The sequence below is a fragment of the Vibrio sp. QJM3NY_15 genome (assembly GCF_057785995.1).
In genome coordinates, this window is sequence record NZ_CM173517.1 from 3618324 (window position 1) to 3641890 (window position 23567).

21 protein-coding genes and 1 pseudogene are annotated in these 23567 nt (G+C 45.5%); 6 read left to right on the top strand and 16 right to left on the bottom strand.

The genetic code is table 11. The features are described 5' to 3' along the window. Positions 1-25 precede the first annotated feature (25 nt). Positions 26-940 (bottom strand): annotated as a pseudogene (locus tag AC3CKG_RS16335) (YifB family Mg chelatase-like AAA ATPase); the annotation flags it as partial. 471 nt (positions 941-1411) lie between these two features. Between AC3CKG_RS16335 and ilvG the strand changes: the two are divergent. The 5 genes from ilvG to ilvA are packed head-to-tail and all read left to right on the top strand — an operon-like array spanning position 1412 to position 7747. Continuing rightward, positions 1412-3058 carry an acetolactate synthase 2 catalytic subunit gene (gene ilvG, locus AC3CKG_RS16340; protein WP_102281292.1) on the top strand — a complete coding sequence of 549 codons (1647 nt, stop codon included), beginning with the start codon at positions 1412-1414 and terminating at the stop codon, positions 3056-3058. 1 nt (position 3059) lies between these two features. Further along, entirely contained in the window at positions 3060-3344 is a 285-nt protein-coding gene (ilvM, locus tag AC3CKG_RS16345) for an acetolactate synthase 2 small subunit (RefSeq protein WP_017111739.1), read from the top strand. Positions 3345-3356: 12 nt separating this feature from the next. Continuing rightward, on the top strand, positions 3357-4325 hold the full coding sequence (locus tag AC3CKG_RS16350) for a branched-chain amino acid transaminase (protein WP_017107538.1): 969 nt from the start codon (positions 3357-3359) through the stop codon (positions 4323-4325). A 33-nt stretch (positions 4326-4358) separates the two neighbouring features. Continuing rightward, a complete protein-coding gene (ilvD, locus tag AC3CKG_RS16355; RefSeq protein ID WP_017107537.1) occupies positions 4359-6200 on the top strand; it encodes a dihydroxy-acid dehydratase in 1842 nt (613 codons plus the stop codon). Between the two features lie 2 nt (positions 6201-6202). Beyond that, positions 6203-7747 carry a threonine ammonia-lyase, biosynthetic gene (ilvA, locus tag AC3CKG_RS16360; protein ID WP_017087280.1) on the top strand — a complete coding sequence of 515 codons (1545 nt, stop codon included), beginning with the start codon at positions 6203-6205 and terminating at the stop codon, positions 7745-7747. Between the two features lie 100 nt (positions 7748-7847). Here ilvA and punR read toward each other — a convergent pair whose 3' ends face one another. Further along, positions 7848-8762 (bottom strand): DNA-binding transcriptional activator PunR, encoded by a 915-nt coding sequence (punR, locus tag AC3CKG_RS16365; RefSeq protein ID WP_065104226.1) that lies wholly within the window; start codon positions 8760-8762, stop codon positions 7848-7850. 163 nt (positions 8763-8925) lie between these two features. Between punR and punC the strand changes: the two genes are divergently transcribed. After that, complete coding sequence (gene punC / locus AC3CKG_RS16370; protein ID WP_192854250.1) at positions 8926-10137, top strand: purine nucleoside transporter PunC; 1212 nt, start codon at positions 8926-8928, stop codon at positions 10135-10137. A 144-nt stretch (positions 10138-10281) separates the two neighbouring features. Here punC and glmU read toward each other — a convergent pair whose 3' ends face one another. The 14 genes from glmU to mnmG all read right to left on the bottom strand — a co-directional run bounded on the left by glmU (position 10282) and on the right by mnmG (position 23169). Further along, positions 10282-11643, bottom strand: coding sequence for a bifunctional UDP-N-acetylglucosamine diphosphorylase/glucosamine-1-phosphate N-acetyltransferase GlmU (glmU, locus tag AC3CKG_RS16375; RefSeq protein ID WP_029222948.1), 1362 nt, complete (start codon positions 11641-11643; stop codon positions 10282-10284). 183 nt (positions 11644-11826) lie between these two features. Beyond that, a complete protein-coding gene (locus AC3CKG_RS16380; RefSeq protein ID WP_017107532.1) occupies positions 11827-12249 on the bottom strand; it encodes a F0F1 ATP synthase subunit epsilon in 423 nt (140 codons plus the stop codon). 18 nt (positions 12250-12267) lie between these two features. After that, positions 12268-13671 carry a F0F1 ATP synthase subunit beta gene (gene atpD, locus AC3CKG_RS16385; protein ID WP_017107531.1) on the bottom strand — a complete coding sequence of 468 codons (1404 nt, stop codon included), beginning with the start codon at positions 13669-13671 and terminating at the stop codon, positions 12268-12270. Between the two features lie 34 nt (positions 13672-13705). Continuing rightward, a complete protein-coding gene (gene atpG / locus AC3CKG_RS16390; RefSeq protein ID WP_017107530.1) occupies positions 13706-14572 on the bottom strand; it encodes a F0F1 ATP synthase subunit gamma in 867 nt (288 codons plus the stop codon). A 48-nt stretch (positions 14573-14620) separates the two neighbouring features. Further along, positions 14621-16162: a F0F1 ATP synthase subunit alpha gene (atpA, locus tag AC3CKG_RS16395; RefSeq protein WP_004735737.1), complete on the bottom strand. Its 1542-nt coding sequence runs from the start codon at positions 16160-16162 to the stop codon at positions 14621-14623. 13 nt (positions 16163-16175) lie between these two features. After that, positions 16176-16709, bottom strand: a complete 534-nt coding sequence (gene atpH, locus AC3CKG_RS16400; protein WP_017107529.1) for a F0F1 ATP synthase subunit delta — start codon at positions 16707-16709, stop codon at positions 16176-16178. Positions 16710-16724: 15 nt separating this feature from the next. Next, positions 16725-17195, bottom strand: a complete 471-nt coding sequence (gene atpF, locus AC3CKG_RS16405) for a F0F1 ATP synthase subunit B (RefSeq protein ID WP_017077303.1) — start codon at positions 17193-17195, stop codon at positions 16725-16727. A gap of 58 nt (positions 17196-17253) precedes the next feature. Then, complete coding sequence (atpE, locus tag AC3CKG_RS16410) at positions 17254-17511, bottom strand: F0F1 ATP synthase subunit C (RefSeq protein WP_004735734.1); 258 nt, start codon at positions 17509-17511, stop codon at positions 17254-17256. Positions 17512-17561: 50 nt separating this feature from the next. Next, a complete protein-coding gene (gene atpB, locus AC3CKG_RS16415; RefSeq protein WP_004735733.1) occupies positions 17562-18359 on the bottom strand; it encodes a F0F1 ATP synthase subunit A in 798 nt (265 codons plus the stop codon). A gap of 8 nt (positions 18360-18367) precedes the next feature. Continuing rightward, positions 18368-18757 (bottom strand): F0F1 ATP synthase subunit I, encoded by a 390-nt coding sequence (locus AC3CKG_RS16420; protein ID WP_004735732.1) that lies wholly within the window; start codon positions 18755-18757, stop codon positions 18368-18370. 191 nt (positions 18758-18948) lie between these two features. Beyond that, on the bottom strand, positions 18949-19830 hold the full coding sequence (locus AC3CKG_RS16425) for a ParB/RepB/Spo0J family partition protein (RefSeq protein ID WP_017111745.1): 882 nt from the start codon (positions 19828-19830) through the stop codon (positions 18949-18951). A gap of 23 nt (positions 19831-19853) precedes the next feature. Beyond that, positions 19854-20627 (bottom strand): ParA family protein, encoded by a 774-nt coding sequence (locus AC3CKG_RS16430; RefSeq protein ID WP_017111746.1) that lies wholly within the window; start codon positions 20625-20627, stop codon positions 19854-19856. 14 nt (positions 20628-20641) lie between these two features. Then, a complete protein-coding gene (gene rsmG, locus AC3CKG_RS16435) occupies positions 20642-21274 on the bottom strand; it encodes a 16S rRNA (guanine(527)-N(7))-methyltransferase RsmG (RefSeq protein WP_372159560.1) in 633 nt (210 codons plus the stop codon). After that, positions 21274-23169, bottom strand: coding sequence for a tRNA uridine-5-carboxymethylaminomethyl(34) synthesis enzyme MnmG (gene mnmG / locus AC3CKG_RS16440; protein WP_488528599.1), 1896 nt, complete (start codon positions 23167-23169; stop codon positions 21274-21276). The genes rsmG and mnmG overlap by 1 nt, the downstream gene beginning before the upstream one ends. Between the last annotated feature and the right edge of the window lie 398 nt (positions 23170-23567).

Below are 23567 nucleotides of genomic sequence, written 5' to 3' on the forward strand. Positions count from 1 at the left end.
GATATTTTTTTATTATTGGGATTACGGGTATCTCATCAAGAAACAATAATCCGTTATGCGCCAAAGATATCTCTCCGGGGCGAGGTACAGAACCACCACCTACCAACGCCGCCATCGAACTGGAATGATGAGGGGATCGAAAAGGTCGCTGCTTCCAGTTGTACTGATTGATCTCTTGCTGCGTTAACGAAGCCACCGAAGCAGTTTCCATTGCCTCGTCATCACTCATTTCAGGCAGTAGGTCGCGCAATCGAGACGCCAACATAGTCTTGCCGGTTCCGGGTGGGCCAAGAAAAAGTAAGTTGTGGTTGCCAGCAGCAGCGATCTCCAATGCTCGCTTGCCTTGCTGTTGACCAATGATGTCCTGCAAATCACGATGTTCAACTACATCGACCTGATGTTGCTCTGTCCGGTATAACCCAAGCTGAGCCTGACCACACATATCCGCGCAAACCTCCAACAACGTTTGCGCTGACTTATGTACCCCCTTGCCAACTAGAGCTGCCTGATCGCCATTGTGATGCGGTACCACCAAGCACCGCTCAACACTATCCGCCGCTAATGTGGCTGGTAGAACTCCTTTGACTGAGCGTAATTCTCCCGATAACGCCAACTCACCAATAAACTCATGTTGGGCTATTTTTGATGTGGGTAGTTGATCGGACGCCACCAAAATCCCCAGAGCAATTGGTAAGTCAAAACGCCCTCCTTCTTTGGGTAAATCGGCAGGAGCCAGATTGACGGTGATTCTTTTCGATGGGAATTCAAAGCGAGAATTAATGATGGCACTCCTCACTCGATCTTTCGATTCTTTAACCGTAGTCTCAGGTAAACCCACCAGCGTAAAACCGGGCATTCCGTTGCTTATATGCACCTCAACGGTCACTTCTGGCGCCTCTACACCCACACTAGCTCGGCTATGAATTATCGCGAGTCCCATAACTTTCCTTTGTCTTTGATTTAAAAGTATTCACTCTGGATATTCATTGCTCACCAAAGCGATAAGGTTGTTATATAGCGTGGTGGAATGGTGTTTTAATGTGAAAAAAGAATGACATTTTCCTTGTCATGCGGCAGATTTGTGTGATAACACTAGAGATGTAGACAATTACTTAAGACAATAAACGAGAAAACTCGAATTTTATGATGTTTAACGCTCGCATTTACGCACTGATTAACCTGATTATCGTAGTCATTATTGAGACTACGCGGGGGCGAGTGGGAAAAAAGTAACCACGAATTAGAAAAAACCCCCGCACTGAAAAGTCCGGGGGTTTTTTCTAATTTAACGATTCGATTTTTATATTTGAAACATTTTCGGCTTTGCCGATTTACAGGAAGAATGGGAGCACAAGATGTGCATAGACAATGGAAACAGTTACCAAAATATAGGTAATACGGGGAAATTCCGATGAAAGGCGCAGAACTAGTTGTATCCGCACTAAAACAGCAGGGTATTGAAACCGTATTTGGTTACCCAGGTGGTGCCATCATGCCAATCTACGACGCACTTTATGACGGCGGGGTTGAGCATATCCTGTGTCGCCATGAGCAAGGTGCTGCAATGGCAGCTATCGGTATGGCACGTGCAACACAAGACGTCGCTGTTTGTATGGCAACCTCAGGCCCTGGCGCGACTAACCTAGTCACAGGTCTTGCTGATGCCTTTATGGACTCCATCCCACTCGTCGCTATCACTGGTCAAGTTGCTAGCTCCCACATTGGTACCGATGCATTCCAAGAAATGGATGTGATTGGTATGTCTCTGTCATGTACTAAACACAGTTACCTCGTTACCGATATTGAAGATCTTGCTCCAACACTGGCTGAAGCATTTATCGTTGCAAAAGCAGGGCGTCCCGGTCCGGTTATTGTCGATATCGCTAAAGATGTTCAGCTAGCAGAGTCCCCTGTAAAAATTCTTCCTGAATTTACACCACCAGCTATTCCTGTTGTGACAACGGATGCTATTGAACAAGCTCAGTACTTCTTGTCTCAAGCGACTCGTCCTGTTTTATACGTAGGTGGTGGCGTTCAACTGGCGAAAGCAACCGATGCAGTTCGTGAGTTTTTACGTCTAAATCCAATGCCTGCAGTAAGCACACTAAAAGGCTTAGGCACCATTGAGCGTGACGACCCACACTACTTGGGTATGCTGGGTATGCACGGCACCAAAGCCGCTAACCTAGTGGTTCAAGAAAGTGACCTGTTAATTGTTGTTGGCGCTCGTTTTGACGACCGAGTAACCGGCAAGCTCGATACCTTTGCACCGCACGCTAAAGTTATCCATATCGATATCGATGCCGCTGAATTTAGCAAACTGCGTCTTGCTAATGCGCCAATTCGTGGTGACATCAACAAGATCATGCCTCAACTGGAACTAAGCCAAGACATATCTTCTTGGGTTCACCACTCTGAAGGGCTACGCAGCTCATTCAAGTGGCGCTACGACCACCCAGGCGACCTTATCTTCGCACCTCTGTTGTTGAAACAACTGTCAGACATGATGCCTGCGAGTTCTATGGTTTCAACCGATGTTGGCCAACATCAGATGTGGGCAGCTCAGCATATTCAACCTCGCGATCCACAAAACTTCATCACTTCAGCGGGCCTAGGCACTATGGGCTTTGGCCTACCTGCAGCTATGGGTGCATCGGTTGGTCGTCCTGATGACCAATCTATACTTATCTCAGGTGACGGCTCATTCATGATGAACGTGCAAGAGCTTGGTACGCTGAAGCGTCGCCAAATCCCAGTGAAGATGGTGCTGCTTAACAACTCTCGTTTAGGCATGGTTCGCCAATGGCAATCTCTGTTCTTTGATGGCCGACACAGTGAAACTATCTTGGATGACAACCCAGATTTCGTCATGCTGGCAAAAGCGTTCGATATCCCGGGCAAAACCATCACGCGTAAAGAAGAAGTAGAGCCAGCATTAAAAGAGATGCTTGAGAGCAAAACCGCTTACCTACTTCATGTCCTTATCGACGAAGAAGAAAACGTATGGCCACTAGTACCGCCAGGTGCTTCAAACAGCGAAATGTTGGAGAACACATAACATGAAAAGATACTTATTAGACATCAAAGCCGATGATAAACCAGTACTGTTAGAACGTGTTCTTCGTGTTATTCGTCATCGTGGCTTCATCGTTAAGCAAGTGGCTGGTACCCAAAACCACGAAAGCAAAGTCGCGAGCGTTGAGATCATTGTCGACAGTGACCGCCCGATTTCTTTCTTAGTTAATCAGATCGAAAAGCTGTGGGATGTACGCACCGTTGACGTTATCTCTATCAGTCGTAATGAATTGCCAAACAATAACTTACAACAAAAAATAAGTGCATAAGGAACCGCAAACATGACAGCTAAAACAGCAGACTATATTTGGTTTAACGGTGAAATGGTTCCTTGGGCAGAGGCAAACGTTCACGTCCTGACTCACGCAATGCACTACGGTACTTCTGTATTTGAAGGCGTTCGTTGCTACAACACGCCAAAGGGTCCGGTTATCTTCCGTCACCCAGAGCACGCAAGACGCCTAAAAGACTCAGCGAAAATCTACCGCTTCCCAATTCCTTTCACTGAGGAAGAAATTATGGAAGCGACTCGCGAAACGCTACGTCAAAATAAGCTAGAGTCAGCCTACATCCGCCCTCTCGGCTTTGTCGGCAACGTTGGCTTAGGTGTTTGCCCTCCTGAAAACACAGAGATGGATCTGATCATCGCCGCTTTCCCATGGGGTTCTTACCTAGGTGAAGAAGCGCTAGAAAATGGCGTAGATGCGATGATCTCAAGCTGGAACCGTGCAGCGCCAAATACTATCCCAACTTCAGCAAAGGCTGGTGGTAACTACCTATCATCACTGCTCGTTGGTGGTGAAGCTCGTCGTCATGGTTACGATGAAGGTATTGCTCTGAGTGTTGATGGCTACCTTTCAGAAGGTGCAGGCGAGAACATTTTTGTTATTCGTAACGGCATTCTTTCTACACCACCAGCAACAAGCGCGATTCTGCCGGGTATCACTCGTGACTCGATCATGACACTAGCAAAAGACATGGGTTATGAAATCCGTGAAGAGAACATTGCTCGTGAAGCCCTGTACCTTGCTGACGAAGTCTTCATGACAGGTACAGCGGCAGAAATCGTTCCGGTTCGCAGCGTAGACAAAATTACAGTAGGTGAAGGCAAACGCGGTCCTATCACTGAAAAAGTTCAAGCAGCTTACTTTGGTTTATTTAATGGCACTACTGAGGATAAGTGGGGTTGGTTAGATTACGTTTATCCAGCAGACCACACGTCAGATAACCAAACACAAACCACTAAGTAAGCAACAGCCAAATATTTTATAAGGATTTAAGCAATGCCAATCTATCGTTCAGCAACGACTACCCACGGACGCAACATGGCTGGTGCGCGCGCTTTATGGCGTGCAACTGGCGTTAAAGATGATGACTTCGGTAAGCCAATCATCGCGGTTGTAAACTCTTTCACTCAATTCGTACCAGGCCACGTTCACCTTAAAGATATGGGTCAACTGGTTGCAGGTGAAATCGAGAAAGCAGGCGGTATCGCTAAAGAATTCAACACCATCGCAGTCGATGATGGTATCGCAATGGGCCACGGCGGCATGCTGTACTCACTGCCATCACGTGAGCTTATTGCTGATTCAGTAGAATACATGGTCAATGCACACTGTGCGGATGCGATGGTGTGTATCTCTAACTGTGACAAAATCACGCCGGGAATGATGATGGCAGCAATGCGCCTTAACATCCCAGTGATCTTTGTATCAGGCGGCCCAATGGAAGCAGGTAAAACCAAGCTTTCAGATCAGATCATCAAGCTCGACCTTGTTGACGCGATGATTCAGGGTGCTGATCCAACGATTTCTGATGAGCAAAGTGAGCAAGTAGAACGTTCAGCATGTCCAACCTGTGGTTCATGTTCAGGTATGTTCACAGCAAACTCAATGAACTGTCTAACAGAAGCACTTGGTCTATCTCAGCCTGGTAACGGTTCTATGCTGGCGACGCACGCAGACCGCGAAGAACTGTTCATCAATGCCGGTAAGCGCATCGTTGATCTAACCAAGCGTTACTACGAGCAAGACGACGAGTCAGCACTGCCACGCAACATCGCAAACCGCGCTGCCTTTGATAATGCGATGGCGCTTGATATCGCAATGGGTGGTTCTAGTAACACCGTTCTTCACCTTTTAGCGGCCGCTCAAGAAGGCGACATTGATTTCGATATGGATGATATCGATGCGATGTCTCGCCGTGTTCCACACCTATGTAAAGTGGCGCCTTCAACACCGAAGTACCACATGGAAGATGTTCACCGCGCTGGTGGCGTAATGGCGATCCTTGGCGAACTTGACCGTGCAGGTCTATTGAACAACCAAACTCGCACCGTGCTTGGTCTAAGCATGCAAGAGCAACTTGCTCAGTACGACATCATGCAGACAGAAGACGAAGCGGTGCTTAAGTTCTTCCGTGCTGGCCCTGCGGGCATCCGTACAACTAAAGCTTTCTCACAAGATTGCCGTTGGGATCGCCTTGATGACGATCGCAAAGAAGGTTGTATTCGTACCAAAGAGAACGCATTCAGCCAAGAAGGTGGCCTAGCGGTACTTTCAGGTAACATCGCGGTTGATGGTTGTATCGTTAAGACTGCGGGTGTTGATGAAGAAAACCTTAAATTCCAAGGTCCAGCAATCGTATTTGAAAGCCAAGATACAGCGGTAGAAGGTATCTTAGCGGGTAAAGTTAAAGCAGGCGAAGTCGTGGTTATTCGCTACGAAGGTCCAAAAGGTGGTCCAGGTATGCAAGAAATGCTGTACCCAACCACTTACTTGAAATCAATGGGCCTAGGTAAGTCATGTGCTCTACTGACTGATGGTCGCTTCTCTGGTGGTACATCGGGTCTGTCTATCGGCCACGCGTCTCCAGAAGCAGCAAGTGGCGGTGTGATTGGTCTAGTTAACACTGGCGATATTATCACTATCGACATCCCTAGCCGTTCAATCACGCTTGATGTACCAGAAGCTGAACTAACAGCACGTCGTGAAAAACAAGATGCACTAGGCTGGAAACCAGAAAACCGTCAGCGTGAAGTGTCATTCGCACTGAAAGCTTACGCGAGCATGGCAACCAGTGCCGACAAAGGCGCAGTGCGTGATAAGTCTAAGCTTGAGGGCTAACTATGAGTGACGACACCTCCAGTCCCAAAAAACAAAGTGGCGCAGACTATCTGCGCCAAATCCTGAGAGCGCCGGTTTACGAAGCGGCGATTGTGACACCTCTGCAAGATATGCCACGTTTAAGCGCTCGTATCGGTAATCAGGTTCAGCTAAAACGAGAAGATCGTCAACCGGTACACTCGTTTAAGCTGCGCGGTGCTTACAACATGGTTTCAAGCCTTTCTGAACAACAGAAAGCCGCAGGTGTTATCGCAGCATCCGCAGGAAATCACGCACAAGGTATGGCGTTATCTGGCTCTAAGTTGGGTATTCAAACCACAATCGTGATGCCAAAAACGACGCCGGATATCAAGGTTGATGCGGTACGCGGATTTGGTGGCAAAGTGGTTCTGCACGGCAGTAATTTCGATGAAGCAAAAGCGGAAGCGGAACGCCTATCGGCTGAACATGGCTTCACCTTTGTTCCTCCTTTCGATCACCCACTGGTGATTGCAGGGCAAGGCACTATGGGCATGGAGATGCTGCAGCAAAACGGTCACATGGATTATATCTTTGTGCCGGTTGGTGGTGGTGGCTTAGCCGCTGGTGTTGCAGTGCTTATCAAACAACTGATGCCAGAGATTAAAGTGATAGCGGTAGAGCCTGAAGACTCGGCTTGCTTGAAAGCAGCACTGGATGCGGGTGAACCCGTGGTACTGGATCAGGTCAGCATGTTTGCTGATGGTGTTGCGGTTAAACGCATTGGTGAAGAAACCTTCCGTCTTTGCCAACAGTACATTGATGGTCATATTACAGTCTCTAGCGATGAAATCTGCTCTGCGGTAAAGGACATCTTTGAAGACACTCGTGCGATTGCCGAGCCTTCAGGAGCGCTTGCTCTGGCAGGCCTTAAGAAGTTTGCAGAACAAAACCAACTGCAAAATAAGCAACTAGCAACGGTACTTTCTGGTGCGAACACCAACTTCCACGGCCTGCGTTATGTCTCTGAGCGTTGTGAATTGGGTGAGAAGCGAGAAGGTCTACTTGCGGTGACGATTCCAGAACGACAAGGTGCGTTCCTAGAGTTCTGTAACATTATTGGTGGTCGAGCGGTGACTGAGTTTAACTACCGCCACAACGACGAAAGCCTGGCGAATATCTTCGTAGGTGTACGTCTACAAGGTGGACAAGAAGAACTCGAACACATCATCAATGACTTACGTGAGGGTGACTACGCGGTTGTCGACTTGTCTGATGACGAGATGGCAAAGCTTCACATTCGTTACATGATTGGCGGCAAACCATCGAAGCCATTGAAAGAGCGTCTTTACAGCTTTGAGTTCCCTGAATACCCAGGTGCATTGATTAAATTCCTTGATACCTTAGGGACTCACTGGAATATCAGCCTGTTCAACTATCGTAACCATGGTGCCGATTACGGTCGAGTGCTGTGTGGCTTCGAACTCGGTGATGATGATTTGGCTCAGTTCTCTACGCACTTAGAAGAACTCGGCTACCAATGCAAAGATGAAACCGATAACCCTTCCTACAAGTTCTTCTTGTCTTAAGAGTTTACGACCGAATCAAAAAAGAGCGAGTATTTACTCGCTCTTTTTATTGGTGCTGATTCAGCTCAAGCTTGAAAAGGATCCTCTTGCAAAGAGATCATTAGATCGCCTTGCGATGATCCAACCAATCTTGGTGAAGTTGTTCACTCGATCCTAGGTACTTGACCATCCATTCGATCAATTTATGGTTATCGTCTTTTCGCCATACCAAACAACAATGACTCTGCGGGCTCGGCTCAGGCAGTATTTTCTCCACCAGCAAGCCTTGTTCAATAATAGGCGCGGCAATGTGCCTTGGCATATAACCCACCCCTACACCATTTTTAAGGCATTCTATTGCGCTATACCAGTTAGGTAATAGAAGACGTCTCTGACTTGCATAATGGCCAGTGTGACGCTTAGGTAGCACGCTGGAGGTATCATCCAAACAGATCGCTGGATATTGACTGACAAAGGCTTCATTGAGGTTTTGTTCTCGCACACAAGGGTGACTGGGTGACATGACAAATGCCCAATCTAACCGCCCCATATCCTTAACTTCAAAGTCACCGCCAACCGGAATCGCCGAAGTGGCGCCAATCACGATATCCGCCCTGCCCTGAGCAATGGCTTCCCAAGAACCGTTAAACACTTCCATGTTGATCTGTAGCTCTGCAAACTCAAAGGTTTGATAAAACTCTTCAATCATTGGCTTCATCTTGTCGAGCTTAACCACGTTATCAAGGGTTAGACGTAGGGTTTTCTTCCAACCACGCGCAGCGCGGCGAGTTTGCGCACTGAGTTCTTCCATTTGCCTCAGCAGTTGGCGAGCCTCTTCAATAAACAACTCCCCAGCAGGCGTCAGTTCTACTTTTCTTGGTAAGCGTCTGAAAAGTAAAACATCAAGCTCTTGCTCTACCTGCCTTACCCCATAGCTGATCGCCGATGGAACTTTGTGCAATTGCTCAGCAGCCGCAGTAAAGCTGCCCAAGCGAGCAACGGTATCAAGCATTTCTAACGAGGATTTAGAGAACATAAGCCTTCAAATTTTTTGATTGATAACTACATATTTTAGCGTTTTATTTTATCAGCTCTGAAAAATAGAATGTCAGCATAAATAAACAGGGACTTTCACTCCTGATTATCTAACAATTTTTTTGATGATAAAAACATCACTACTTTTAGCTTAATGGCATCTTATGAATATTTCTAAATTTCAATTGGTCTACCTTGCAGTACTTTCAATGCTTGGTTTCATCGCGACTGATATGTACCTTCCAGCGTTCAAAGCAATGGAAGTCGACTTTGCAACCGGGCCAGAGCAGATCGCCTTGTCTCTAACCGTATTCCTTGGCGGTATGGCACTAGGTCAGCTTCTTTGGGGCCTAGCAAGTGACAAATATGGTCACCGCAATACGCTGGCAGTCGGTCTAGTAATATTCACAGCCGCTTCATTTGGCTTAGCATTCAGTACCGAAGTATGGCACCTACTGACACTGCGCTTTATTCAAGCGATCGGTGTATGTGCGCCTGCGGTAATTTGGCAAGCAATGGTAATCAAGCGTTACTCTCAGAGCAGTAGCCAGCAAATTTTTGCGACTATCATGCCTCTAGTGGCGCTATCTCCAGCGTTAGCACCTCAACTGGGTGTGTTGCTAGCAGACAGCTTTGGTTGGCACAGTATCTTTATCACATTGACGCTAATGGGCGCATTGTTGATCGCAACGACAATGGCTCAACCAAAAGAAGCGCCGGAAGTAAAACAGACATCGATCAAGACTGATATTAAAACGCTACTTAAGTCTAAGCCATACATGGGCAATGTGTTGATGTTTGCATCGGCGTCAGCAGCGTTCTTCGCTTACCTAACGGGTATGCCAGAGATCATGGCTCAGCTCGGTTATGAAGCAAAAGACATTGGCTTGAGCTTCATTCCACAGACAATCGCCTTTATGGCTGGTGGCTACTTCGGTAAGCAAGCAGTGAAAAAGTACGGTGATGGTGTCGTATTACGAAACCTGATTGGTTTGTTTAGCGTTGCTGCGTTACTGATTTTCATCGCATCACAATGGGAACTGACGTCAATTTGGCCTCTACTGGCACCGTTCTGTCTGATTGCAGTAGCAAACGGCGCACTTTACCCAATAGTAGTAAACCGTGCTCTATCAAGCGCAAAACAGAGCCCAGCAACGGCTGCAGGCCTACAAAACAGCCTTCAGATCAGTATTAGTAGCTTATCAAGCGCACTCGTTGCTGCAATGGCGAGCCAAGCACTTAGCGCTACGGGTATTGCTGTGGTGATTTGCTTAGGTACTTTGTGGATTGGTTACATCGTTTCGAACAAAGAACTGTCTGACCACTTTGTTGCGCCAGATAACTCTCGCGTAGTGGCAGAAGATAAGCAAGACTAGCTTCTAGCTTCTAGCTTCTAGCTTCTAGCTTAAGAAAACAAAAAAAGAGCGAGATTACTCGCTCTTTTTTATATCTAGATAAATAAGAAAAAGCCAGTAGCGGTACTACTGGCTTTCATTAAAATCATCTTATTTATTAAGGGACTACTTTTTCTTAGTCGGACGCTGCCAGTTGGCAATCTTGCGCTCTTTCGCACGGCTAATAACAAGCTCGTTCTCTGAAACATCACGAGTCACCGTTGAGCCTGCACCGACAGTTGCGCCGTTGCCAATAGTAACAGGTGCGATTAATTGGCTGTCTGAGCCAACAAATACGTCATCGCCAATGATGGTCTTAAACTTGTTCGCGCCATCGTAGTTACAAGTGATAGCACCCGCACCCACATTTACACGTTGACCGATCTCAGCATCACCTAGGTAAGTAAGGTGATTCGCTTTAGAACCCTCACCAAGACGAGTGTTCTTCACTTCAACAAAGTTACCTACATGTGAATTGTTACGCATGTCAGCACCTGGACGTAAGCGAGTGAATGGACCAACCGTACAGTCTTCACCAATTGTCGCACCTTCGATTACGCTATATGGACGAACGATAGTGTTGTCATCAATCTCACAGTCTTTAAGTACACAACCGGTGCCGATAACCACGTTATCACCAATGCTTACGCTGCCTTCAATGATTACGTTGGTATCAATCTCAACATCCATACCACATTGAAGCTCACCACGTAGGTCAAAGCGGCTTGGGTCGCGCAGCATTACGCCTTGCTTCAATAACTTGTCTGCTTGCTCAGCTTGGTAAGCACGCTCTAGACGAGCCAGTTGAGAGCGATCGTTAACGCCTTCCACTTCAATTGGGCTTACTGGGTGTACTGCTTCAACGGCACGGCCTTCATCGTGAGCGGCTGCAATAACGTCAGTCAGGTAGTATTCACCTTGTGCGTTGTCATTGCTTAGGCCTGATAACCAACGCTTCAGATCACCACCTGTTGCGACCATAACGCCGGTGTTGATCTCTTTGATAAGCTTCTGCTCATCGGTTGCATCTTTCTGCTCAACGATTGCCACAACAGGGCCATTGCGACGAATGATACGACCGTAACCCATAGGGTTATCTAGAACGACAGTAAGTAGTGCGATACCACCGTTTGGTTGAGCGTCTAATAGGTTTTCAATGGTTTCTGGCGAGATCAGTGGAACATCACCGTATAGCACCAATACTTTTTCATCATCAGCGAAATGTGCAGATGCCTGATCAACAGCATGGCCAGTACCTAGCTGCTCAGCTTGCAGTGCCCAGTTTACAGATTCTTCAGCTAGGGTAGCCTTCATCTGATCACCACCGTGGCCGTAAACCAGGTTGATGTTTTGAGCGCCTAGACCATTACATGTATCAATAACATGCTTCACCATTGGCTTACCTGCAAGCGTGTGCAGAACCTTTGGTGTGTTTGAATACATGCGAGTGCCTTTGCCCGCCGCGAGAATTACCGCGCTAAACTTCATTGTAAACCTATCCAACGTTATTTTTATTAAGCCGATATTGTAACCGTTTTTGGCCAAAAAATTAAATCGCAATAACCATTTAACCAGTAGTGATACGTAAAAGAAGCATTTTTGAGAATCCGAAAATGCAAAAAGGCGACCCTTAGGTCGCCTTTATCTCAGAGTCAGTAATCTTATAAAAGATTAACGACGCTGTTTTGTCAGTTCGATAACTCGTAACTGAGCAATGGCTTTAGCCAGTTCACCGGCCGCTTGTGCGAAGTCTATGTCGCCATGCTGATTTTGGATATTCTCCACAGCCTTGCGTTTAGCTTCTTCCGCCTTTGCTGCGTCTAGTTCTTCACCACGGATAGCTGTATCAGCCAGTACAGTCGCTGTACCAGGTTGAACTTCTACCATACCACCAGAAACATAAATGATTTCTTCGTGGCCGTGCTGCTTAACAATACGCACCATACCAGGCTTGATAGCGGTCAGCAGTGGAGTGTGACCATGGAAAATACCAAGTTCACCCTCACTACCGGTCACCTGAAACGTTTCAACAAGACCAGAGAAAAGTTGTTTCTCTGCGCTTACAACGTCTAGGTGAAAGGTTATTGCTGCCATATCGCCTCCTAGTTAGCCTTATAGCTTCTTAGCATTCTCAATAGCTTCGTCAATTGCACCACAGTACATAAACGCTTGCTCTGGAATGTCATCGTATTCACCAGATAGAAGACCTTGGAAGCCACGTAGAGTCTCTTTAAGAGGTACGTAAACGCCTGGGTCACCTGTAAATACTTCCGCTACGTGGTAAGGCTGAGTTAGGAACTTCTCAATCTTACGAGCACGAGATACGACTTGCTTATCTTCTTCAGATAGCTCATCCATACCTAGGATAGCAATGATATCTTTCAGCTCTTTATAGCGCTGAAGTGTAGACTGAACGCCACGAGCGATGTCGTAGTGTTCTTGTCCAACTACCAATGGATCCAGTTGACGTGAAGTAGAATCTAGCGGGTCGATCGCTGGGTATAGACCCATAGATGCGATATTACGGTTAAGTACTACCGTTGCATCTAAGTGAGCGAACGTTGTTGCTGGAGACGGGTCAGTCAAGTCATCCGCAGGTACGTATACCGCCTGTACAGACGTGATAGAACCAGCTTTAGTTGACGTGATACGCTCTTGTAGAACACCCATTTCTTCAGCTAGTGTAGGTTGGTAACCTACCGCAGAAGGCATACGACCTAGAAGTGCTGATACTTCAGTACCTGCTAGTGTGTAACGGTAGATGTTATCAACGAACAGTAGAACGTCACGACCTTCGTCACGGAAGCGTTCTGCCATTGTTAGACCAGTCAGTGCAACACGTAGACGGTTACCTGGTGGCTCGTTCATCTGACCGTAAACCATCGCTACTTTTGATTCTTCAGGTTTTTCGATGTTTACAACACCTGCTTCCTGCATCTCAAAGTAGAAATCGTTACCTTCACGAGTACGCTCACCTACACCTGCAAATACAGATAGGCCTGAGTGTTGAAGTGCGATGTTGTTGATAAGTTCCATCATGTTAACGGTCTTACCTACACCAGCACCACCGAATAGACCGATTTTACCACCCTTAGCGAATGGACAAATCAAGTCGATTACTTTAACACCAGTTTCTAGAAGAGAAGTCTCATTAGACTGCTCTTCGTAGCTTGGAGCTTCACGGTGAATTGCGTAATGCTCTTCAGCACCGATTTCACCACACTCATCAATTGCGTCACCTAGGACGTTCATGATACGACCAAGTGTCTTAGTACCTACTGGTACCGAGATTGGAGCGCCAGTATTTTCAACTGTCAAACCACGACGTAAACCATCAGAGCTACCCATTACGATTGCGCGTACTACGCCACCGCCAAGTTGTTGCTGAACTTCAAGAACTAGACGCTCTTTCACTTCATTAACATTCAGAGCATCGTATACACGAGGTACTTCGCCCTGTGGGAACTCTACGTCGACTACCGCACCAATGATCTGTACGATCTTACCTGTAGCCATCGTTAATCCTCTAACTATTTAGTTTTACCTAAGCTTAAACCGCAGCTGCGCCTGAAACGATCTCAGAAAGTTCTTGTGTAATCGCCGATTGACGGGCTTTGTTATACACAAGTTCTAAGTCATCAATAATGTCACCAGCATTATCTGTTGCTGATTTCATTGCAATCATTCGAGCCGCTTGCTCACAAGCAAGATTCTCTACCACACCTTGATACACTTGAGATTCGACGTATCGAACTAACAGTGCATCTAGTAATGGTTTTGGCTCAGGCTCATAAATGTAGTCCCAAGCATGATCGCGTTTCATGTCTTCGCTGTCTGATTTAGGCAAAGGAAGTAATTGATCGATCGTTGGTTCTTGAACCATAGTGTTTTCAAATCTGTTAAACACTACGAACAGGCGATCCAATTCACCTTCATCATATTTCTTCAGCATAACGCTTACAGAGCCAATCAAGTCTTCAAGGCTTGGACGATCGCCCAGACCAGAAACTTGAGCTGCTACTTTCGCGCCGCTGTTATTGAAAAATGCTGTTGCTTTAGAACCTACAATTGCAAGCTCTACATCAGCACCTTTCTCAGACCAATCTTTCATGTCATTCATAGCTTTCTTGAACAAGTTAATGTTCAAACCACCACAAAGACCACGGTCTGTAGAAACGATGATGTAACCAACACGTTTGGCTTCACGTTCCTCAAGATAAGGATGCTTATACTCGAGGCTACCATTAGCCAAATGACCGATCACTTTACGCATTGTTTCTGCATATGGACGAGTAGCTTCCATTGCGTCTTGAGAACGACGCATTTTTGAAGCTGCTACCATTTCCATTGCTTTCGTAATCTTCTGTGTGCTTTTAACACTACCGATTTTATTACGTATCTCTTTTGCGCCGGCCATCGTTACTCTCCGTTAATGGTATGAGGTGGCCCTAAGACCACCTACCAATTACCAGGTCTGGGTTGCCTTGAAATCGTCAACAAGCTTCTTCAGCTCAGCTTCGATTTCTTTGTTGAAAGCACCCGTTGCGTCGATCTGTGTTGCTAGATCAGCGTATTGACCACGAGCAAACGACAGTAAAGCAGCTTCAAAATCTAGAACTTTAGACAGTTCTACGTCTTGAAGGTATCCACGCTCTGCAGCGAAGATTACTAGAGCTTGGTCAAATACAGACATAGGAGCATATTGTTTCTGCTTCATCAGTTCTGTAACTTTTTGACCGTGGTCTAGTTGCTTTTTGGTCGCTTCATCAAGATCCGATGAGAACTGTGCAAATGCTGCAAGTTCACGGTATTGAGCTAGAGCAGTACGGATACCGCCAGATAGCTTCTTGATGATTTTAGTCTGCGCCGAACCACCTACACGAGAAACTGAGATACCAGGGTCAACAGCTGGACGTACGCCCGCGTTGAATAGTTCAGTTTGTAGGAAGATCTGACCATCAGTAATCGAGATTACGTTCGTTGGTACGAATGCAGATACGTCACCAGCTTGCGTTTCGATGATAGGTAGAGCAGTTAAAGAACCAGTCTTGCCTGTCACTTCACCGTTAGTGAACTTTTCTACGTATGCTTCGCTTACACGAGCAGCACGCTCTAGTAGACGAGAGTGAAGGTAGAAAACATCACCAGGGAACGCTTCACGGCCAGGTGGACGCTTAAGTAGTAGTGAAATTTGACGGTAAGCTACCGCTTGCTTAGATAGATCATCATAAACAATCAGTGCATCTTCGCCGCGATCACGGAAGTATTCACCCATCGCACAACCAGCATACGGTGCAAGGTATTGCAGCGCTGCAGATTCAGAAGCCGATGCAACAACAACAACAGTGTTAGCCAGTGCGCCGTGCTCTTCTAGTTTGCGAACTACGTTAGCAATAGTCGACGCTTTTTGGCCGATAGCTACGTAGATAGAGAAAATACCAGAGTCTTTCTGGTTGATAATCGCATCGATCGCCATTGCTGTTTTACCAGTCTGACGGTCACCGATTACTAGTTCACGTTGACCACGACCGATAGGGATCATTGAGTCAACTGACTTGTAACCAGTTTGAACAGGTTGATCTACCGATTTACGGTCGATTACACCTGGTGCGATAATTTCTACAGGCGAAGTTAATTTCGCTTCGATAGGACCTTTACCATCAATTGGCTCACCTAGCGTGTTTACAACACGACCAAGCATTTCAGGACCTACTGGTACTTCAAGAATACGACCAGTACCTGTAACTTTCATGCCTTCCTGTAGGTCAGCATACGGGCCCATTACAACAGCACCAACCGAATCACGGTTCAAGTTTAGTGCTAGCGCGTAACGGCCACCCGGTAGTTCGATCATTTCACCTTGCATCACGTCCGCTAGGCCGTGGATGCTAAGGATGCCATCGCTTACAGAAACGATAGTACCTTCATTGCGAGCTTCACTAACAACGTCGAAAGATTCAATACGTTGTTTAATTAGATCGCTAATTTCAGTGGAATTAAGTTGCATGCTCCAATCCCCATTAAGACTGCAATGCATCGCTCAGGCGGTCTAAACGACTGCGCGCTGAGTTATCGATGACTAGGTCTCCGGCTCGAATAATAACTCCACTAAGTAGAGTCTCATCTATACTGCAATTCAGCTGAACTTTGCGCGCTAGGCGCAGTTCCAATTTGCTGATGATGCTTGAACGTTGTTCTTCAGAAAGCTCAACGGCTGAAGTTACTTCAACGTCGATTTCTTTCTCATGCTCTTGTTTAAGCAATAAGAACTGTTTGCAAACATCAGGAAAGGCCATTAAACGACCATTCTCTGCCATCACTTTAATTAAGTTCTGACCGAATTCATCAAATTGTTCGCCACAAATTACAATGAATACTTCAGCTAACTTTTCAGCAGTCATAGAACTGCTTAATAAATTATGAACATCATCATTTTGTGCCACTTCGGCAGCAAAAGTAAGCATTTGACCCCATTGGTCTAGCTCACCTTTATCTACCGCAAAGTCAAACGCTGCTTTAGCATAGGGGCGTGCGATTGTAGTCAAATCAGACATATACAGCCCCTTGCTTTAAAGTTTTGCAGTAATGTTGTTAAGAAGATCATTGTGTACATCTTTATCGATAGTACGCTCAAGGATTTTCTCAGCACCAGCTATAGCCAGAGTTGCGACTTGTTTGCGCAGGTCATCACGGGCACGTGTGCGTTCAGCTTCAATTTCAGCTTCAGCTTGCGTTAAGATCTTCTGGCGTTCTGCCTGAGCCTCTTCGCGCGCTTCATCAATAATCTGAGCTTTACGTTTGTTTGCCTGATCAATAACCTCAGTTGCAGTGCGCTTCGCTTCCTTCATTTGCTCAGAAGCGTTGGCTTGTGCCAGGTTCAAGTCTTTAGCAGCGCGTTCAGCGGCTACAAGACCGTCAGCAATTTTTTTCTGACGTTCTTCAATTGCTTGCATAATTGGTGGCCATACATATTTCATGCAGAACCAAACAAATAGCGAAAAAGCAATTGCTTGACCTAACAGAGTTGCGTTCATATTCACAACAGCTACTCCTCGTTAAGAATCAACTACAAAAATTTAATTAACTATTGAGAGTTAATTAGCCTGCTAGCTGACTTACAAATGGGTTAGCAAACGTGAATAGTAGTGCGATTACGATACCGATCATTGGAACAGCATCCAGTAGACCAGCGATGATGAACATCTTAACTTGTAGCATTGGAGCCATTTCAGGTTGACGCGCAGCGCCTTCTAGGAATTTACCACCAAGAATAGCAAAACCAATTGCAGTACCTACGGCACAAAGACCAACAATGATAGCAACAGCGATTGCTGAAAAACTTAGTACAGTTTCCATTTACGTTCTCCGATTAACATTAATAGTTAGAATAAAGCTTAAAAATTTTTTTAGTGATCACTATCTTCATGGGCCATTGATAGGTAAACGATTGTCAACATCATGAAAACAAACGCTTGAATCAAAATAACCAAGATATGGAAGATAGCCCAAGGTAGTGCACCTACCCATTGTAAGTACCACGGTAGCATTGCCGCGATAAGAATAAACACCACCTCACCCGCAAACATATTACCAAATAAACGCATACCTAGAGATAGTGGCTTCGCTAATAACGAAATTACCTCAAGTACCAAGTTAAATGGAATCATGATTGGGTGATTAAATGGATGCAGTGCCAATTCTTTAGCAAATCCGCCCAAGCCTTTCACTTTGATGCTGTAATAGATCATCAGAGCAAAAACACCTAAAGCCATTGCCATTGTTATATTTACATCAGCTGTAGGAACCACTTTCAAGTAAGGGATACCTAGCCAATGCTCTGCAGGATATGGTAAGAAATCGATAGGCACTAAGTCCATCAAGTTCATAATGATAATCCAGCAGAATATAGTCAGTGCTAATGGAGCTACCAGAGGATTGCGGCCATGGAAAGTTTCTTTAACGTTGTCGCCAACGAATTCCACTACCATTTCAACAAAACACTGAAGCTTACCAGGTACACCTACTGTTGCTTTCTTAGCGACTGAGCGAAAAACCCAAAGGAATAACACCCCTGTCAGCACAGAAAAAAACAGACTGTCTATATGTACGTTCCAGAAACTTGTTTCCTCTACAAGACCAAACTTAGCTAAAGAAAGGTTTTGTAAATGGTGTTCAATGTATCCGGATGCTGTTGGCGCAGCCATAACTCATCCTATTTTTTATTGTTAATGAAAAGCACTGGCGCAAAGATATTAATACCTAGAACCAGTAAATAGGTCAGTTTGAGGGGAATTAATTCCACCTGCATATACATGTAGACAATAGAGAATAGTAAAACTGTGATTAAGATTTTGAGCACTTCACCAGCATAGAACGACGCCGCAACTAACTTAGTTGCGCGAGCTCCACAAAATAGGAAAGCACACACACAAAAAACTACATTCGCGATGACAAAAATACCGCCACCGATTAATGCAGCAAAACCCCAATCAGGATTAACAGCTAAACCTAACCCTATCGCCACTAATATAACCGCGCTAAGCTCGATCAATAACATTTGCTTTGCAAGCACTCGTCCTGGTCTTGCTAACGCCGCTACCATGTATTCGTTCCTCTTTAAGCCCACTTTACCACTCGCTTCAAAGCGTGCTGAGAAATTGGCGAAAATTATACGTTCAGCCAAATTGATTGCAATCACAATGCAGCAATCATTTACATTTTTGCATACAAACCGACAACTTTTGTACGAAATTACTTGTTTATTACATAATTGACCTAAATCAATTATCTCATTTAGTACTCTAGTTTAGCAATAAGTTGCTCTAATTTGTGAGGCTCATCAAGAGTAATTGTCACTTTTGACTTACCGCTAACAGAACGAGTAACTGAAACGTTTGCTTGCAATTTTTCCGTGAGTCTTCGTGAAAGTTCGATGGCTTCTTTGTCCTCGGGCTTCGATTCAGACTCAACCTCTGGTTTTAAGCACTTTTTGACGAGTTGCTCAGTTTGACGCACGGTCATTTGTTTGCTTGCCGCGGTGTTAGCCGCTTCTACCTGAACATCGCCTTCAAGTGCTAGTAATGCACGAGCATGGCCCATTTCAAGTTGCTTTGACACGACCAACGCCTTTACCGGTTCAGCCAATTGGTTAAGACGCAGTAGGTTACTCACGGTTGCGCGCGATTTACCTATCACATCAGCCACCTTCTGGTGCGTCAGTTCAAATTCGTTCTGTAAACGTTCTAGAGCCTGCGCTTCTTCGATCACATTCAGGTCTTCACGCTGAATATTCTCGATCAATGCCATAGCAATGGCGGCCTTGTCTGCAACTTTCTTAACCAGACACGGAACCTGCTTAAGACCGGCTTGACGAGCGGCTCTCCAACGACGTTCACCAGCGATAATCTCAAACTGGTCCTGCGTTAAATGACGCACAACAATCGGCTGAATAATGCCTTGAGATTGGATTGAAGCAGCCAACTCTTCTAGCGCTTCTGGCGCAATATCCTTACGCGGTTGATATACACCTGGCTTTAAACAACCAACAGCAATCTCGATCAGTTCTCCATCAGCAGACAAAGCCTGGCTATGAGAAGCAACTTGTTGTTTTTCACGAGCCAACGAGCTAGTTGCAAGCAATGCATCTAGCCCTTTTCCTAAACCACGCTTAGACATTGAGCGAATTCCTTTGGTTAGACTTATACTGGGACTTCTTCACGACGCAACATTTCGCCTGCCAGAGCAAGGTATGCTTTAGCACCTGCGGAATATTTGTCGTAGTACATTGCTGGCTTGCCATGACTTGGCGCTTCTGCCAGACGCACATTACGAGGGATCACAGTTCGGTAGACTTTATTACCGAAGTGTTTTTTGAGTTGATCAGAGACTTCATTCGATAAACGGTTACGAGGATCATACATTGTACGTAGAAGACCTTCGATCTTCAGATCCTCGTTTACTACAGCTGCAAGTTTACTGATGGTATCCATCAATGCAGTCAAACCTTCTAGAGCAAAGTATTCACATTGCATAGGAACCAAAACGGAATCGGCCGCAGCCATCGCGTTGATTGTAAGAAGATTTAATGACGGTGGGCAATCAATAAAGATGAAATCATAGTTACTACGAATGGATGCCAGCGCGTTCTTTAGGCGAACTTCGCGAGCAAACACTTCCATCAGCTTGATTTCTGCGGCCGTAACGTCACCGTTTGCGGCAATGAGATCGTAATTACCAGATGTACTTCGGCAAACTACCTCATCAAATGGGCTGTCTTCAACTAGCAAATCGTAAGCAGTTGCTTCAACCTGATATTTGTCGACACCACTCGCCATAGTGGCATTACCTTGAGGGTCGAGGTCAACAACCAATATCTTGCGTTTAGTTGCCGCCATTGATGCTGCTAAGTTAACACAAGTTGTTGTTTTTCCTACGCCACCTTTCTGGTTGGCAATTGCTACAATTCTACCCACTATGGCCTCGCTGATTATCCCTGACGCGATAAAGTAACTAAATGACGCTCTCCATCAAGCTCTGGCACTTCCAAAGCTTTGATGTCTGTCACTGAACACCATTCAGGTAACAGGTCGATTTCGTCTCTAGGATGTTGTCCCTTAAGAGCCAAAAATACACCGGATTGCTCTTTAGGTAAATGGTGACACCACTCTACCATGTCTGTCATTGACGCAAATGCACGACTGAGTACTGCATCAAACTTTTCTTCTGGTTGAAATTCTTCAACACGGCTTTGTACTGGAACAACGTTGTCGATGCCCAGTTCGTGAATCACTTGTTTAATAAAACGAATACGCTTGCCTAGGCTATCGAGCAAATAAAACTCGCAGTCAGGGTTCATGATTGAGAGCGGAATCCCAGGAAGACCAGGGCCTGTACCCACATCAATAAAGCGCTTACCTTGTAAGTGAGTGCTAACAATGATGCTATCCAAGATATGTTTCACCATCATTTCTTGCGGGTCACGAACAGACGTTAAATTATAAGCCTTGTTCCATTTATTGAGTAACTCAACGTAGCCCACTAATTGGCCACGTTGTTTTTCCGATACTTCAAGTTCAGTCTGGCCAATCAGGTGATCCAGTTTTTCGCGTAATACGCTCATTATGCTTCCTCACCTTTTTTCAATAGGCCGTGCTTTTTCAGATAAACCAACAAAATAGAGATTGCAGCAGGCGTAATACCAGAGATACGCGACGCAATACCGATCGAGTCAGGTTTAGCGGTAGTTAGTTTTAGAACCACTTCGTTAGAAAGTCCTTTTACCTTGCTGTAATCGATGTCAGCCGGCAGTTTGGTGTTTTCATGACGCAGTGATTTTTCAATTTCATCTTGTTGACGCTGGATATAACCATCGTACTTAACTTGGATCTCAACTTGCTCTGAGGCTTGTTGATCTTCCAGTGCAGGACCGAAACGATCCAACGACGTTAGCTGTGAATAAGTCATTTCAGGACGACGAAGAAGATCTTCACCACTCGCTTCACGAGACATTGGTGTTTTTAAGATCTGGTTCAATTGATCAATATCTTCAGATTTTGGATTAATCCATGTTTCTTTAAGACGTTGACGCTCTTTCTCCATGTTTTCCATCTTCTCGTTGAATCGTGTCCAACGAGCATCGTCGACCAAGCCAAGTTCACGTGACTTTTCAGTCAAACGGATATCGGCGTTGTCTTCACGAAGCAACAAGCGGTATTCGGCACGAGATGTAAACATGCGGTACGGTTCTTTAGTACCCATTGTCGACAAATCATCAATAAGTACACCCATGTAAGCTTGATCGCGGCGTGGGCTCCAGCCCTCTTTGCCTTGCGTAAACAAACTCGCATTCAAACCGGCCATTAAGCCTTGTGCTGCAGCTTCTTCGTAACCAGTGGTGCCATTGATTTGCCCCGCAAAGAACAACCCCTTAATAAACTTGGTCTCGTAAGTCAGTTTAAGATCGCGAGGGTCAAAGAAATCGTACTCAATCGCGTAGCCAGGACGAACGATGTGTGCGTTCTCAAAACCTTTCATTGAGTGAACGATTTTTACCTGAACATCAAACGGCAAACTGGTTGAAATACCATTCGGGTATAACTCGTGCGTCGTTAGGCCTTCTGGCTCAATGAAAATTTGGTGACTGTTTTTATCAGCAAAGCGCATCACTTTGTCTTCAATCGACGGACAGTAACGAGGGCCAATACCTTCAATCACACCTGCGTACATCGGGCTGCGATCGAGATTGGCACGAATAACGTCATGCGTATTTTCGTTAGTGTGCGTGATATAACATGGAATCTGACGCGGCTGCTGAGCTCGGTTACCCATGAATGAGAAAACCGGAGTCGGATTATCGCCGTGTTGAACCTCAAGCTCAGAAAAATCAACGCTGCGTGCATCGATGCGAGGAGGTGTACCCGTTTTCAGGCGATCAACACGAAATGGAAGATCACGAAGACGGTCAGCAAGCGCGATCGATGGTGGATCACCCGCACGTCCACCCGATGAACTTTCCATACCAATATGGATCTTACCGCCTAGGAATGTGCCTACCGTTAAGACCACAGCGTTAGCGCGGAATTTGAGGCCCATTTGCGTAACCACACCCACCACTTGATCTTGTTCAACGATCAAGTCATCAACCGACTGTTGGAACAGAGTTAGGTTTGGTGTGTTTTCAAGAACATTACGGACAAAGGCTTTGTAAAGTGCGCGGTCAGCTTGTGCACGAGTTGCACGTACCGCAGGGCCTTTTGATGCGTTTAATGTTCTGAACTGAATACCTGCATTATCAATAGCTTGCGCCATTAATCCACCCATAGCATCGACCTCTTTTACCAAGTGGCCCTTACCGATCCCGCCAATGGCTGGGTTGCAAGACATCTGTCCCAACGTATCGATATTATGAGTTAGTAATAACGTACTTTGACCAGTACGTGCAGATGCGAGTGCGGCTTCCGTTCCTGCATGGCCACCACCAACAACGATGACGTCAAATTTTTCGTGATAAAGCATGAACCGACCTCAGGTACTCAAACGTTTCTAGATTGATAAAAAGGAGCGATATTCTACCTGTTTTCATAGCTTGAGAAAACGTTTTTGGAATTTTTCGAGAAAGCTGTTTTTAATTAATATAGATAAGATCTTTAAAGAGATCTTTTATTAGATCTATTATTAGGATCGAGGGTGTCTGTGGATAAGTCAAAAATGATCAACAAGATCATGGATCTTTTTTGGATCAAAGGATGTGATCTAACTTTGATCATGATGAGGATTAGCTGGGATCAAAATGGCTACTTATACACAAGAGGAAATTACCTAGAAAGTTGTTATTTGGATAACTATAGGTTAATCACCGTATATGTATGATCTTATCCACAGAGAAAATTGAAAAAAATGACATGTATTTCGAT